This is a genomic window from Mesorhizobium sp. 1B3 (assembly GCF_050958605.1).
Classification (GTDB): Bacteria; Pseudomonadota; Alphaproteobacteria; order Rhizobiales; family Rhizobiaceae.
Genome location: NZ_JBJHDO010000001.1, coordinates 163,360 through 176,283 on the forward strand (window position 1 = coordinate 163,360; position 12,924 = coordinate 176,283).

A 12,924-nucleotide genomic window follows, 5' to 3' on the forward strand; every position below is an offset into this window, starting at 1 on the left:
GATGAAGAGGACCCTTTCCATTCTTCTGCGAAATCCGCTCTCGTTGCTCGGGCTCGTCCTGATCGCGGTGGTGGTTCTCGCGGCGATCTTCGCGGACTTCATCACGCCGTTCCCCGAACATGTCGGCGCGGTGGTCGATTTCGCCAATTTCAACCGGCCGCCGGAATGGCCCTACATTTTCGGCACCGATCTCGTTGGGCGCGATCTCTTCACCCGCATCGTTTATGCCTATCGCATTTCGTTGATCCTCGGCATCGTGGTGCTGGCCATCGCCGTGCCGGTCGGCGTCACCATCGGTCTGCTCGCCGGTTATCTCGGCGGCTGGACCGAATATTTGCTGATGCGTCTGACCGACGTCTTCCTGTCGATCCCGCCGCTGGTGCTGGCCATGTCGGTCATGGGCCTGCTGGAGCCGACCCTCACCAACGGGATGATCGCGGTCACGGTCATGTGGTGGCCCTGGTACACGCGGCTCGTCTACAATCTCGCCCGCGCCGAGAAAGAAGAAGGCTATGTGCTCGCCGCCGAGGTGATCGGCGCCTCGAAATCGCACGTTATGTTCCGCGAGATCCTCCCGAACTGCGTGCCTTCGATCCTCACCAAGATGACGCTGGATCTGGGCTTCGTGATCCTGATCGCGTCGTCGCTCTCCTTCCTCGGCCTCGGCGTGCAGCCGCCGACCCCCGACCTCGGTTCGATGGTCGCCGAGGGGGCGAAATACCTGCCCGACTCCTGGTGGCTCACCGTGTTCCCCGGCCTTGCGATCCTGATCGCCGTATTCGGGTTCAACCTGGTTGGGGATGCGCTGCGCGAAATCCTGGGAGGCGATCAATGACGACGCCCACATTGCGCATAAGCGACCTGAAGCTCGGTTTCCGTACCTGGTCGGGCTTGGTCGAGGTGCTGCACGGCATCTCGCTGCATATCGGCAAGGGCGAGCGCGTGGCGCTGGTCGGCGAAAGCGGGTCAGGCAAGTCGGTGACGGCGCGCATCGTGCTCGGCCTCCTGCAGAAGCTCAAAAGCGCGCGGCTTTCCGGCCTTGTCGAATTCGAGGGTCGCGATCTCGCCGGGCTGTCGGCGCGCGAACGCCAACATCTGCGCGGCACCAAGATGTCGATGATCTTCCAGGATCCGACCTCTTCGCTCAACCCGGTCTATACGATCGGCACGCAGTTCCACGAGGTGCTGTCGCGCGGCGCTCCCGGCATCTCGGCCTCGGACGCTCGCGCCAAGGCCGTCGCGGCTCTGAAGGACGTGGCGATACCCGAGCCGGAGCGGGTGCTCGATTCCTATTCGTTCCAGCTCTCCGGCGGTATGAACCAGCGCGTGATGATCGCCATGGCGCTCGCCAACGAACCCTCTCTGCTGATCGCCGACGAGCCGGGTACGGCACTCGACGTCACCGTCCAGGCGCAGACGCTCGGCCTGATGCGCGACCTTGTCGAGAAGCACCACACCTCCGTGCTTTTCATCTCGCACAACCTCGGTGTGGTGCGCGAATTCGCCGACCGGGTCTACGTGATCTACAAGGGCCGCATCGTCGAGCAGGGACCCGCGGCAAGTCTTTTCGAGGATCCGCGCCACCCCTACACCCAGGCCTTGATGAGAGCCGTGCCACGCATCACCGGAGGCGGCATCCCCGAAATCGAGGACGCGTCGGAAGCCTATTTCGCGCCGCTCGTGATCCACGAAGGCCATGGCGAACCGGGGAGGTCGGCATGACCCATCCCATGCTTTCCCTTCGTTCCGTCTCCAAGGTCTTCGCTACGGGCTCGCGCGAGGTGCGCGCGGTGGACGATGTGTCCTTCGACGTCCATGAGGGAGAATGCCTGGCCATCGTCGGCGAGTCCGGTTCGGGCAAATCGACACTCGCCAACATGATCCTCGGTATCTATCCGCAGACGCTTGGGGAGATAAGCTTCCGCGGCAGCGCGCTGCCGGCCCGGCGCGATCTCGCCCATCGCCGCGCGATCCAGCTCGTCCAGCAGAATCCGCTGTCGTCGCTTAATCCGAAGCGTACGATCGGCGCGTCACTGCGCCTGGCGCTCGACGTGCATGGCATTGGCGACAAGGCCGGCCGCGCCGAACGCACAGGACAATTGCTCGAGGAAGTCGGCCTGCCCGCAGACTTCCGCAAGCGCTCGCCCGCCGCCTTGTCGGGCGGCCAACGGCAGCGCGTGGCGATCGCCCGGGCACTCGCCTGCCAGTCGGAGATCGTCGTGCTCGACGAGCCGACCTCCGCGCTGGACGTGCTCGTGCAGGCCCGAGTCCTCAAGCTGCTCAACGAGCTGCGTATGAAGCGCGGTCTGACCTACATCTTCATCACCCACGATCTCTCGGTGGTCCGCAACATCGCCGACCGAGTCGCGGTCTTCGAAAGGGGCAAGCTCGTCGAGCTCAACCCGACCGAGACCGTCTTCGCCCATCCCGAGCACCCCTATACGCGCCGGCTCATCGGCGCCGTACCGGTCGTCACCGCCGAAGAGGTGGAGTTGCGCGACCGGCTCATGGAGAAGAGCAATGCAAGTGCCTGACTACTCGTCCTTCACCAAATCCGTCGCCGCCGAAAAGGCGGATGCGCAAGGGGCGTTCGATGCGCTTTGCGAACTCACGAAACAGGCCGTGGGCGTTAAGCTCTTCACGGTCATGACCCACGACGCCAGAACGGGCGAAGCCGGCCGCATTTATTCGAACATGCCGGAAGCGTATCCGGTTTCCGGCACCAAGCCTGCCAACGAGACCGATTGGACGCGCCAGGTGATCGGCGAAAAGCGGACCTTCGTAGCCAATGACATCGAAGGTATCGCCGCCGTCTTCAGCGACCACGAACTGATCAAATCGCTCGGCTGCGAATCGGTCATCAACGTGCCGATCATCGTCGGCGGACGGGTACTCGGTACCATCAACTGCCTGCACGAAGCAGGTTTCTACACCAGGGAGAAGGTCGAGGCCGCGGAAGCGCTGAAGCTTCCCGGGACCGTCTGCCTTCTGCTCCACGAATGCGAGGGAGGCCATTAATGACGAACAAGACGATCCGCGTCGCGACCGATGTCGGCGGCACTTTTACCGATCTGGTCTGCTTCGAGACCGATCACGGAACCGGCGAGTCGCGCATCATCACAGCGAAGTCGGACACCACACCACCGAATTTCGAGCAAGGCGTCCTGAACGTCCTGGAGAAGGGCGGCGTCGATCCGAAGGCGGTCGATTTCCTTGCCCACGGTACGACCGTGGTCATCAACGCTCTCACCGAGCGCAAGGGCGTGAAGGTGGGCCTCATCACCACCGAAGGTTTCCGCGACACGCTGGAGATCGCGCGTGGCAACAGGCCTGATTTCTTCAACCTTCACTACGAGAAGCCCAAGCCCTTCGTTCCCCGCTATCTGCGTCGGGAACTGCCGGGTCGCATGTCCTACAAGGGCGAGGAGCTGAAGCCGCTCGACCTCGGCGGACTGCCGGCGATCCTCGACGATTTTCGCAAGGACGGGGTGGAGGCGATCGCTATCTGCTTCCTCCATTCCTACGCCAACACTGCCCATGAGCAGGCTGCGCTTGCGGAAGTGCAGAAGCTGTGGCCGGGCGTTTCCGTGGTCTCTTCGCACCAGATCACCCGCGAGTGGCGCGAATACGAGCGCTCGAACACGGCGGTGCTGTCGGCCTATGTGCAGCCGACGGCGGAGCGCTATTTGTCCCGTCTCAAGAATGGGCTGGTCGAGAAAGGCTTCGCCAGGAGCCTTTACATCATGCAGTCGAATTGCGGCGTCGACTCTCTGGAGTCCGTCGCGAAGATCCCGATCACCATGGTGGAATCCGGACCCGCTTCAGGTTTCTGGGGCGCGGCCGAGCTCGGCAAGCTGATCGGCGAGCCCAACGTGCTGGCGCTGGACATCGGCGGCACGACGGCCAAGTGCTCGCTGATCGAGAACGGCGAGGTCAAGATCAAGACTGACTACTGGATCGAGCGCGACCGCACCTCGGCAGGCTATCCGATCATGGTGCCGGTGGTCGATCTCGTCGAGATCGGCAATGGCGGCGGCTCGATCGCCTGGGTCGACGACTTCGGCAAGCTGCATGTCGGGCCGCAATCGGCCGGCGCCAAGCCGGGACCGGCGGCCTATGGGCGCGGCGGCGACAAGGCCACCACGACCGACGCCAATCTCTGGCTAGGGCGCATCAACAAGGACTATTTCTGCGGCGGAGAGGTCGTGGCCGACATGAAGGCGGCCGAGGCTGCCATCAAGGCAGTCGGCGACAAGCTCGGCGTCCATGCGGACGAAGCCGCACGCGGCATCATCCGCATCGCCAACAACAATATGGTCAACGCGCTGAAGCTCGTGTCGCTCAATCGCGGCCACGACCCGCGCGACTTCACGCTTGTCGTGTTCGGCGGCGGCGGTGCCATGCATGGGGTGGCGCTCGGCGCGGAGCTCGGTGTCAAGAAAGTGGTCGTCCCGAAAGGCGCCTCCGTGTTCTCGGCCTGGGGCATGATGATGTCGGATCTCCGTCGTGACTATTTCGTGACGCGGCTGGCCGATCTCAAGAAGGGGGCCGCCGCAGGGATCGAAGCGGCCTTCGCAGAAGCGGAGGAATTGGCAAAGGCCCAGTTCGCTGCCGAGGGCGTCGACCCGGCGAAAGTCCGGTTCCTGCGCTACGGCAAGTTCCGCTACCAGAACCAGGAGCATACGACCGAAGTGCTGATCGAGGGCACGGTCAGCGATGACCGGCTCGCGGCGATCGAAGCGGCCTTTCACGAGACCTACGAGCGCGAATACACCTACCGCCTCGACGCTCCGGTCGAGATGGTCGGCATTCACCTCGTGGCATCGGCCGAAGTGGGCAAGCTCACCATGCGCAAGCGTGAGGCGACGGATGCCAAGTCCGAGATCGCGCTCAAGGGTCATCGTGACGTCGACTATGCGCTGGAGGGCGTCCACAAGGCTGCCATCTACGACGGGACCAGGCTGGAGCCGGGCATGAGCTTCACCGGCCCAGCCATCGTCGAGGATCCCGGCACCACGGTCGTCATCCATCCCGGCAACCGGGTAGAGATCGACGGCTACGGCAACATCCACATCCATCTGGGCTAGGAGGGGAAGATGTCGAACAAGGCTAACGACCCGATCACGCTGGAGATCATACAGAATTCGCTCCAGGCAACGGCCGACGAGATGTTCGCGGTGATGAAGAAGACCGCGATGAGCTCGATCATCTACGAAGTGCTCGACATGGGCACCGGCATCACCGACGCCAAGGGGGCCTTGGCGTCCTCCGGCGCCGGCATTCCCGCCTTCATCGGCGTGCTCGACAAGGCCGTGAAAGTGCTGGTGAAGAAGTTCGACAAGCCGGGCGACATCGAGCCCGGCGACGTGTTTGTCACCAACGATCCCTATTACGGTGGCGTCACGCATCTCAACGACATCATCGTCGCCATGCCAGTCTTCGCGGGAGGCCGCATCATCGCCTGGACGGCCAATATCGCCCACAATTCCGACGTGGGCGGCATGGCGCCGGGATCGCTGACAGGCGAGGCGACGGAGATCTTCCAGGAAGGCCTGCGCCTGCCCGCCGTCAAGATCATCTCGAAGGGCGAGACGATCCGATCGGTGATGGACATCATCAAGGTGAATTCGCGCATGCCCGATGTGCTGGAAGGCGACGTCTGGGCGGCCATCGCATCGGTGCGGATCGGCGCGAAGCGTCTCGTCGACCTGGCAGAGAAATACGGCGTGGAGACCTTCGAGAACGCCATGTCGTCCTTCATGGATTTCGGCGAGCAGGTCTCGTTGAGCGAGCTTGCCAAACTTCCGCACGGTACGTTCGAGCTGTCGGAGGAGCAGGATGACGGCCGCATCTTCAACGTGAAGATCACCATCAGCGACACCGAGTTCTTGGTGGACTTGCGCGACAATCCCGACCAGTCCGCCGGACCGGTCAACACGAGCCGTGACGGCGTCATGGTCTCCGCCCAGATGATCTTCAAGTCGCTGACGGATCCATATTCGCCGGCCAACGAGGGCTCGTTTCGCCCGATCCGTCTGCTGACTCGCGAAGGCTCGGTGTTCCAGGCGAAGGAACCGGCGCCTATCGGGTTCTATTACGAGATCGAACTGCGCGTATACGACATCATGTGGCGCTGCCTCGCGCAACATATGCCGGAACGGCTGGCAGCCGGACATTTCGCCTCGGTTTGCGGAACCTTCATCGGCGGCATCCATCCGGACACGGGCCGTCAATACACCATCATCGAGCCCCAGCTCGGTGGCTGGGGTGCAAGCCGGGCCGGTGACGGCAACAGCGCGATCTTTTGTGGCTTCCATGGCGAGACCTATAATTGCCCCGCCGAGATCAACGAGGCTCGCAACGGCCTCCTGGTCGACCGCATGGAACTCAATCTCGAGCCTGGCGGCGAGGGCAAGTTCACCGGCGGCCGGGGCATCGTGATGGACTATCGCATCCGTGGCGACAACGGCTTTCTGACGGCAGGCTATACCCGTTCGAAGTTCCCGCCCTGGTCGCTCGACGGCGGTCTGGAAGGATCGCCCAACTATGTGAAGGTGATGCGCAAGGACGGCTCGAGTGACCGTTTCTCCTTCGTGTCGGGCCTGACCACCCATACGGACGACGTCATCCGCGTGGTCACCGGCAATGGTGGCGGTATCGGCGACCCCAAGGAGCGCGATCGTGCCGCCGTCGCGGAGGACATCCGCAACGGGCTGATCACGCCCGAGCGAGCCCGTGAGGTGTATGGCTTGTCGTGACAAGCCGGGACGAGGCCGGTCTGGCGGGCTCCGCCGGACCGGGGCAAGAACCTGTTTTCGGCAGCGTCGAAAACAGCAAGGGCGACCGCCCGTCGCGCCTGTTGGCGCGAAAGCCCAGCGCGGATGCGCGCCGGCGCTTGAGGTCGAAGAACAAGGAAGAGGAGACATTGATGGCCCAGTCAGAGCCGATCAAGATCATGTATCTTAACCCGGTGGGCAACAGTGACTATGACGGCGTGTTCGCCGACATGGCGCGCGACCACAAGCTGCCGGGAACCGAGGTCCACATCACCTCACTCCCGCCGAGCGAAGGCTCCTTCACTCATATCGAGTACCGGTCCTACGAAGCGATGGTGACGAAGGGCATCATCCGCGCCGTTCGCGCCGCTGCGCGTGAAGGCTTCGATGCTCTGGCGATCGGCTGCTTCTACGACACGGCGCTACACGATGCCCGCGAGATCTCGGAGGGCATGATCGTCACCGCGCCATGCCTTTCGTCCTGCGAGATCGCGGCGACTCTCTCGAACCGTTTCGGCATCGTGGTCGGCCGCCGGAAATGGGTGCACCAGATGCACGACACTGTGCGCGACTACGGCCACGAGCATCGGCTATCCGGTTTCTATCACGTCGGGCTTGGCGTGAACGACTTCCAGAAGGACCATGCCGAAACCGAGCGGAGGCTCCTCGAAGCAGGTCGCAAGGCGGTCGAGGAGGACTATGCGGAGGCGCTGATCCTCGGCTGTACCATGGAGATCGGCTTCTACAGGGAAGTCGAGAAGAAGCTCGGCGTGCCGGTCATCGACCCGTCGATCGCAGCACTCAAGCGGGCCGAATACGGCGCCGTATTGAAGCGCCAATGCGGCTGGGTGCCGAGCCGTCGCTGGTCGAGCGAGCCGCCGCCGGAAGAAGAGATCGCCTGCTTCGGCCAGTTCGATACGAATGAACCCTTCGGCAACAGGGTCGTGGTCGAAGCGGCCTAGCCGGTTGCGTGCAAATGCACTCCTTGGCCCTGGCACCAGCAACATCCGCCTCCGAATTCATGGAAAGGAAATACAGTGAAAGTCGATACCAAGCAGCGGCTTGCCGCCCTTCGGGCCAGGATGAAAGACACGGGAACGAGCCTCGTCGCCATCGCTCCCGGCTCGCACATGGACTGGCTGCTCGGCTTCCATCCGCATCCGGATGAACGTCCCTGCCTGCTGCTGGTCGCGCCCGAGAAAGAGACCTTCCTGATGCCGGTGCTCAACGCCGAGGGTTCGCGCGAGAGTACCGACATCTCCTTCTTCACCTGGGCTGACGCGGATGGACCGCAAGCTGCGCTCGAGGCCGCTCTCGACGAGATCGGCGCGCGCAGCGTCGAGAAGGTGGTGCTGGATGAAACCATGCGCGCCGATTTCGCGCTTCTGCTGCTGGATGCCATTCCGGGCGCCCGCCACAGCTTCACGGCCGACACCGTCGGCGCACTGCGCATGCGCAAGGATGCGGCCGAATTCGCCAAGCTGAAGATGAATGCCGCTATCGCCGACCGCGCCATGCAGAAGGCTTTTGGCTCGATCCGGCCGGGCATGACCGAACAGGACCTAGCCGCCGTGGTGAAGGATCACTTCGCGTCGGAGGGCGCGGTTCCGTCTTTCTGGATCGTCGGGGCGGCCGGCAACGGCGCCTTCCCCCATCACCAGACGAGCGATCGCAAGTTGCAGGAAGGTGATGCCGTCGTGATCGACATTGGAGCGCGCACGGAAGGCTTCCCGAGCGACATCACGCGCATGGCCGTGGTCGGACGGCCGCCGGAAGGTTACGGACAGATCCACACCATCGTCGAAAAGGCCGTCCAGGCTGCCCTCAAGGCGGCCAGGCCGGGCGTGCTGGCCAAGGAAGTGGACGCGGCGGCGCGCAAGGTGATCGCCGACGCCGGTTACGGCGAGTATTTCGTCCACCGCACAGGTCACGGGATGGGCATCGACGGCCACGAGCCGCCCTATATCACGGCAACGTCGGAAACCGTGCTGGAGGACGGAATGGTGTTCTCGATCGAACCCGGCATCTACCTGCCGGGCCGCTTTGGCATCCGACTCGAGGAGATCGTCATATTGCGCGAAGACGGTCCGGAGATCCTGTCGTCGCTGCCCCGCGACCTCCACGTGGCGCAAGCCTGAGCCGGAAGCGAAAGGAACCTTATGCCCCGTGCCTGGCAGATCCATGACTATTCAGGCTATCGCTGCCTCAAGCTCGGCGAGGTGCCTATCGAGGAGCCGGGCCCGGGCGAAGTCCGACTTCGTGTCGAGGCCTTCGCCCTGAACTGGGGCGATATGGACCTGATGAAGGACAACTATTCCTTCAGCTTTCCGCGGTTTCCCGCCCGCGTCGGGATCGAGGCGGCAGGGATCGTCGATGCGATCGGACCGCAGACCGCAGGCTTCGCCATCGGCGAACGTGTCTCCACGCTCCCTTATTTTTATTACGACAGGGGCGCGAGCACGGAGTCGCTCGTCATCGACGCGCGCTACGTGACGAAAGCGGTGCCGAACCTCTCGGCCGTGGAGAACGCTTCGATCTGGATGCAGTATCTGACGGCCTATTTCCCGCTCGCCGAAGTGTCCAAAGTGGGGTCGGGCAGCCACGTCCTTGCGACGGCGGCTACCAGCACTGCGGGTGGGGCATCTCTTGAGATCGGCCGCATTCTCGGGGCGACCATGATCGGCACCACCCGCTTTCCGGAGAACGTCGGCTACCTCAGGGAAATGGGGGCGAACCATGTGATCGTCACCGGCAAGGACGATCTTGCCGGTGAGATCATGGAAATCACGGGCGGCAGGGGTGTCGATATGGTTTTCGACCCGGTCGGCGCGGGCCTCATCGCCCGATACAGCCCGGCGCTCGCCCGCAATGCGCGTATCTATTTCTACGGGACGCTCGACACTGCACGTCCTGAACTGCCCGTCGTGGACATGTTCCAGAAGAATGCCGTGTTCCATCCCTATTCGGTGTTCAACTATGTCGAGGATCCCGCCATGCTCGCCAAGGGCGAGGCGTTTATCCATGACATGCTGACGCAGGGCCGCATCCGTCCCAGGATCGACCGCGTCTATCCGATGGAGAAGTACATCGAGGCCTTCGACTATCTGAGCCAGCCGCGCACGACGCATGGTAAGGTGGTGATCGAAACGGGTCTTTGAAAGCGCTGCGGCTGCTGCCTTGTCGGGCGGACCACCCAGGCGAACGTCCGCCCCGGATCGGAGGAAAAGATCATGATAAATCGCGCCGAGGACCCAATCACCGCGACGGTGATCCAGGCCGGTCTGGTCGCGGCCGCCGACGAGATGTTCGCGGTGCTGAAAAAGACCGCGATGAGCCCGATCATCTATGAGGTGCTCGATGTCGGCACCGGCATCACGGACCGTGACGGCGAACTCGTCAGTTCGGGCGCCGGCATTCCCACTTTCGTCGGCGTGCTCGACAAGGCGGTGAAACGTATTGTCGCCCTGCATGGTCTGGAGAACATCGGCGACGGCGACTGCTTCGTGACCAACGATCCCTATTATGGCGGCGTCACCCATCTCAACGACGTGGTCATCGCGCTGCCGGTTTTCGTCGAGGGCGAATGTGTCGCCTGGACCGCGTCCATCGCGCATTGGAACGATGTCGGAGGCAAGACGCCGGGCTCGATGGCCGTTGACGTTTCGGAGATATTCCAGGAGGGGCTGCGTCTGCCGGCGGTGAAGCTCTTCGACAGAGGCAAGCCCATCCCTTCCGTTTTCGACATCATCGCCGCCAATTCGCGTCTGCCGGATTTCGTGCTCGGCGATCTCTGGGCTCAGGTCGCGGCCAGCCGCAAGGCCGAGACGCGCATCCGACAGCTCGTCGAAACCTATGGGCCGGAATCCTATCACGCCGCGCTGAGAGACCTCTTCGAGGAGGGCGCAAGGCGTGGCCATGCAGGGCTTGGGGCCATCCCGCATGGCACCTATCCGGTGGAAGAGGAACAGGACGATGGCGCGATCTGGCGCGCCTCCATCACCATCACGAGGGATCGCTTCACGGTCGACCTGACCGGCAATCCCAGGCAGCGTGACGCGCCCTACAACACCAGCCGCGACGGCGCGGTGATCTCCTGCCAGATGATCTTCAAGGCGTTGACCGACCCGACGCTTTTCGCAAACGCCGGCTCCTTCCGGGCCCTCGAAGTGATCACAGAGCCCGGCACCATCTTCCATGCCGAGGGCAGTGCCCCCCACGGCTATTACTTCGAGACACGCATTCGGCTCTACGACATGCTGTGGCGGTGCATGGCCGAGGCCATGCCGGAACGTCTGCCTGCCGGCCATTTCGCCTCGATCTGCGGCACGGTGATTGCGGGCGACCACCCTGATACGGGCCGGCGCTACACCATGGTCGAGCCGCAGATGGGCGGGTGGGGCGCGACCGCGGCCCGTGATGGACTGGACGCCATGTATTCGGCCAGTCATGGCGAGACCTTCAACTGTCCCGTTGAGATCTGCGAGGCGCGGTATGGCATAGATGTCGGCCATAAGCGTCTCAACGAGAGCCAGGAGGGCCGGGGGCTGCATACAGGCGGCAAGGGGCTTTCCGTCAGCTACCGGCCGCGCGGCAGGGCAGTCCTCTCGGCAGGTTACAGCCGCAACCGACATCCCGCCTGGGGGCTTGCCGACGGCGAGGATGGCGGCATCAACGGGCTGTCGATCGTCCGTCGGGACGGAGCGCGCGAACGCCATGCTTTCGTCAGCGGCCTGGTGGTCGAGCCCGGCGACGAGATTCTGATCGACACTGCCAATGGCGGCGGCTGGGGGAGGCCTGCTTAAGGTTGCCTTAAGCCGGCTGGCGATCTCTGCTCCTCGCGAAAACGTTGCGGAGCACCGCCGACATGAACACTCGAACCCACGCCTTGCAAGCGCGGTCTGCGCTCATTGGCACGATCCGCTGCACTACGGTTGCCGCTGTCCTCGCCATTGGTTTTGTTTTCGGGACGAGTGCGGTGTCCTTCGCGCGGATTTCGTTGAGCGCGCCGCCCAAGCTGCCGTTTGTCGAGGTCGACAACCTGTCGGACTTGCTGGCGAGGCTCGAGGCCGACGGACCTGTCTTGGTCTATTTCTCCGCCGATTGGTGCGCGATCTGCTCGAAGATCGAACGTCGCGTGTTTCCCGATTCGCGCGTCGTTGAGGCTCTTGCTGCATTTCGCCTCGTGAAGGTCGACCTCACCAGGCTCGATGCCGAGCGTGAAGCCTTGATGAAGGAATTGCGCGTGGCGGGCCCGCCGAGCATGGTTTTCTTCGGAAACGGCAAGCGGGAGGTCGACGGAACGCGTCTCGTCGGCCCGATCGATGCGCGTACACTGGTCGCATCCGCCCTGCGGGCGGGAGCGGAATAGGGTGAACGCCATTCCAATCGGCCCGCTCGTCCTGGCAAGTGATCGCGCTTGTCGAGAGGATCAGTCGATTGGAAAGATGGTGGCGGCCTGCAGAGAACCACCAGCGGCAGCGCTGCCCGGCCAGCTTTACATTTCTTTACAATCTCCCCGAACAGGGGAAATCTGCCGGGCGTAGGGTCCCTTCAATCCCAACAGGACGAAGGACCAGCTCCATGGAAACGGATCACAACCACGAAACCGAGGCTGCCGTCACCAAGTCGCCGAAAGGTCCCCAGTGGGGACGATGGCTTGCCATTGGCGTGATCGCCTTGGTCGGCCTCGGCGGGCTTGGGCTCGTCGCCGCGCAGAGCGACGACTTCGGCCGCGGCATGCATGGCCACATGATGCACGGCGGGATGGGCGAGAGAGGCTTTTCCGAGAGACGGCTCGGTTACATTCTGGACGCCATCAAGGCGACACCTGAACAGTCGGAGAAGCTCAAGGCAATTGTGAGCAGGACGCGCGACGATATGCGCTCCACCCGTGAAGGTTTCATCGACGCCCGCGACCAGATAGCGGAAATCCTGGGGGCATCGACGATCGACAGGGCGGCGGCAGAGAAGCTGCGCACCGAGCGTATCCAGGCAGTGGATGATGCATCGAAGAAGCTGACCACGGCGCTTCTCGACGCCGCCGAAGTTCTGACGCCCGAGCAACGGGCTGAGCTCCTCCAGCATTTCAAGGAGCGCAGGGCTTTCCATCGATGGTAAGTCTCCCCTAGACGACAAGACGACGGCATCG

Annotated in this window: 12 protein-coding genes; all 12 read left to right on the plus strand. The window is 63.3% G+C overall.

Annotation, left to right across the window (positions count from 1 at the left end; translation table 11 throughout):
• The first annotated feature begins 1 nt into the window (after position 1).
• A complete protein-coding gene (locus tag ACCO56_RS00755) occupies positions 2-835 on the plus strand; it encodes an ABC transporter permease (RefSeq protein WP_433636679.1) in 834 nt (277 codons plus the stop codon).
• On the plus strand, positions 832-1,722 hold the full coding sequence (locus ACCO56_RS00760) for an ABC transporter ATP-binding protein (protein WP_433636682.1): 891 nt from the start codon (positions 832-834) through the stop codon (positions 1,720-1,722). Before ACCO56_RS00755 ends, ACCO56_RS00760 begins: the two co-directional genes overlap by 4 nt.
• Positions 1,719-2,534 carry an ABC transporter ATP-binding protein gene (locus ACCO56_RS00765; RefSeq protein ID WP_433636684.1) on the plus strand — a complete coding sequence of 272 codons (816 nt, stop codon included), beginning with the start codon at positions 1,719-1,721 and terminating at the stop codon, positions 2,532-2,534. The genes ACCO56_RS00760 and ACCO56_RS00765 overlap by 4 nt, the downstream gene beginning before the upstream one ends.
• Complete coding sequence (locus ACCO56_RS00770; protein WP_433636686.1) at positions 2,521-3,018, plus strand: GAF domain-containing protein; 498 nt, start codon at positions 2,521-2,523, stop codon at positions 3,016-3,018. The genes ACCO56_RS00765 and ACCO56_RS00770 overlap by 14 nt, the downstream gene beginning before the upstream one ends.
• A complete protein-coding gene (locus ACCO56_RS00775) occupies positions 3,018-5,087 on the plus strand; it encodes a hydantoinase/oxoprolinase family protein (protein ID WP_433636688.1) in 2,070 nt (689 codons plus the stop codon). Before ACCO56_RS00770 ends, ACCO56_RS00775 begins: the two co-directional genes overlap by 1 nt.
• 9 nt (positions 5,088-5,096) lie before the next feature.
• Positions 5,097-6,758, plus strand: a complete 1,662-nt coding sequence (locus tag ACCO56_RS00780; protein WP_433636691.1) for a hydantoinase B/oxoprolinase family protein — start codon at positions 5,097-5,099, stop codon at positions 6,756-6,758.
• Positions 6,759-6,928: 170 nt separating this feature from the next.
• Positions 6,929-7,738: an aspartate/glutamate racemase family protein gene (locus ACCO56_RS00785; RefSeq protein WP_433636694.1), complete on the plus strand. Its 810-nt coding sequence runs from the start codon at positions 6,929-6,931 to the stop codon at positions 7,736-7,738.
• A gap of 75 nt (positions 7,739-7,813) precedes the next feature.
• Entirely contained in the window at positions 7,814-8,914 is a 1,101-nt protein-coding gene (locus ACCO56_RS00790) for a M24 family metallopeptidase (RefSeq protein WP_433636695.1), read from the plus strand.
• Positions 8,915-8,935: 21 nt separating this feature from the next.
• Positions 8,936-9,934: a zinc-dependent alcohol dehydrogenase family protein gene (locus ACCO56_RS00795; protein WP_433636697.1), complete on the plus strand. Its 999-nt coding sequence runs from the start codon at positions 8,936-8,938 to the stop codon at positions 9,932-9,934.
• A gap of 72 nt (positions 9,935-10,006) precedes the next feature.
• A complete protein-coding gene (locus tag ACCO56_RS00800; protein WP_433636698.1) occupies positions 10,007-11,578 on the plus strand; it encodes a hydantoinase B/oxoprolinase family protein in 1,572 nt (523 codons plus the stop codon).
• Between the two features lie 62 nt (positions 11,579-11,640).
• Complete coding sequence (locus tag ACCO56_RS00805; protein WP_433636700.1) at positions 11,641-12,144, plus strand: thioredoxin domain-containing protein; 504 nt, start codon at positions 11,641-11,643, stop codon at positions 12,142-12,144.
• 212 nt (positions 12,145-12,356) lie between these two features.
• Positions 12,357-12,893, plus strand: a complete 537-nt coding sequence (locus ACCO56_RS00810; RefSeq protein WP_433636702.1) for a Spy/CpxP family protein refolding chaperone — start codon at positions 12,357-12,359, stop codon at positions 12,891-12,893.
• The last annotated feature ends 31 nt before the right edge of the window (positions 12,894-12,924 follow it).

What these genes read in the sequence shown, in the direction of transcription:
- ACCO56_RS00765 (WP_433636684.1), top strand. Translation starts at nt 1,719, where the DNA reads ATGACCCATCCCATGCTTTCCCTTCGTTCCGTCTCCAAGGTCTTCGCT.
- ACCO56_RS00785 (WP_433636694.1), top strand. Translation starts at nt 6,929, where the DNA reads ATGGCCCAGTCAGAGCCGATCAAGATCATGTATCTTAACCCGGTGGGC.
- ACCO56_RS00770 (WP_433636686.1), top strand. Translation starts at nt 2,521, where the DNA reads ATGCAAGTGCCTGACTACTCGTCCTTCACCAAATCCGTCGCCGCCGAA.
- ACCO56_RS00810 (WP_433636702.1), top strand. Translation starts at nt 12,357, where the DNA reads ATGGAAACGGATCACAACCACGAAACCGAGGCTGCCGTCACCAAGTCG.
- ACCO56_RS00805 (WP_433636700.1), top strand. Translation starts at nt 11,641, where the DNA reads ATGAACACTCGAACCCACGCCTTGCAAGCGCGGTCTGCGCTCATTGGC.
- ACCO56_RS00760 (WP_433636682.1), top strand. Translation starts at nt 832, where the DNA reads ATGACGACGCCCACATTGCGCATAAGCGACCTGAAGCTCGGTTTCCGT.
- ACCO56_RS00755 (WP_433636679.1), top strand. Translation starts at nt 2, where the DNA reads ATGAAGAGGACCCTTTCCATTCTTCTGCGAAATCCGCTCTCGTTGCTC.
- ACCO56_RS00800 (WP_433636698.1), top strand. Translation starts at nt 10,007, where the DNA reads ATGATAAATCGCGCCGAGGACCCAATCACCGCGACGGTGATCCAGGCC.
- ACCO56_RS00795 (WP_433636697.1), top strand. Translation starts at nt 8,936, where the DNA reads ATGCCCCGTGCCTGGCAGATCCATGACTATTCAGGCTATCGCTGCCTC.
- ACCO56_RS00780 (WP_433636691.1), top strand. Translation starts at nt 5,097, where the DNA reads ATGTCGAACAAGGCTAACGACCCGATCACGCTGGAGATCATACAGAAT.
- ACCO56_RS00775 (WP_433636688.1), top strand. Translation starts at nt 3,018, where the DNA reads ATGACGAACAAGACGATCCGCGTCGCGACCGATGTCGGCGGCACTTTT.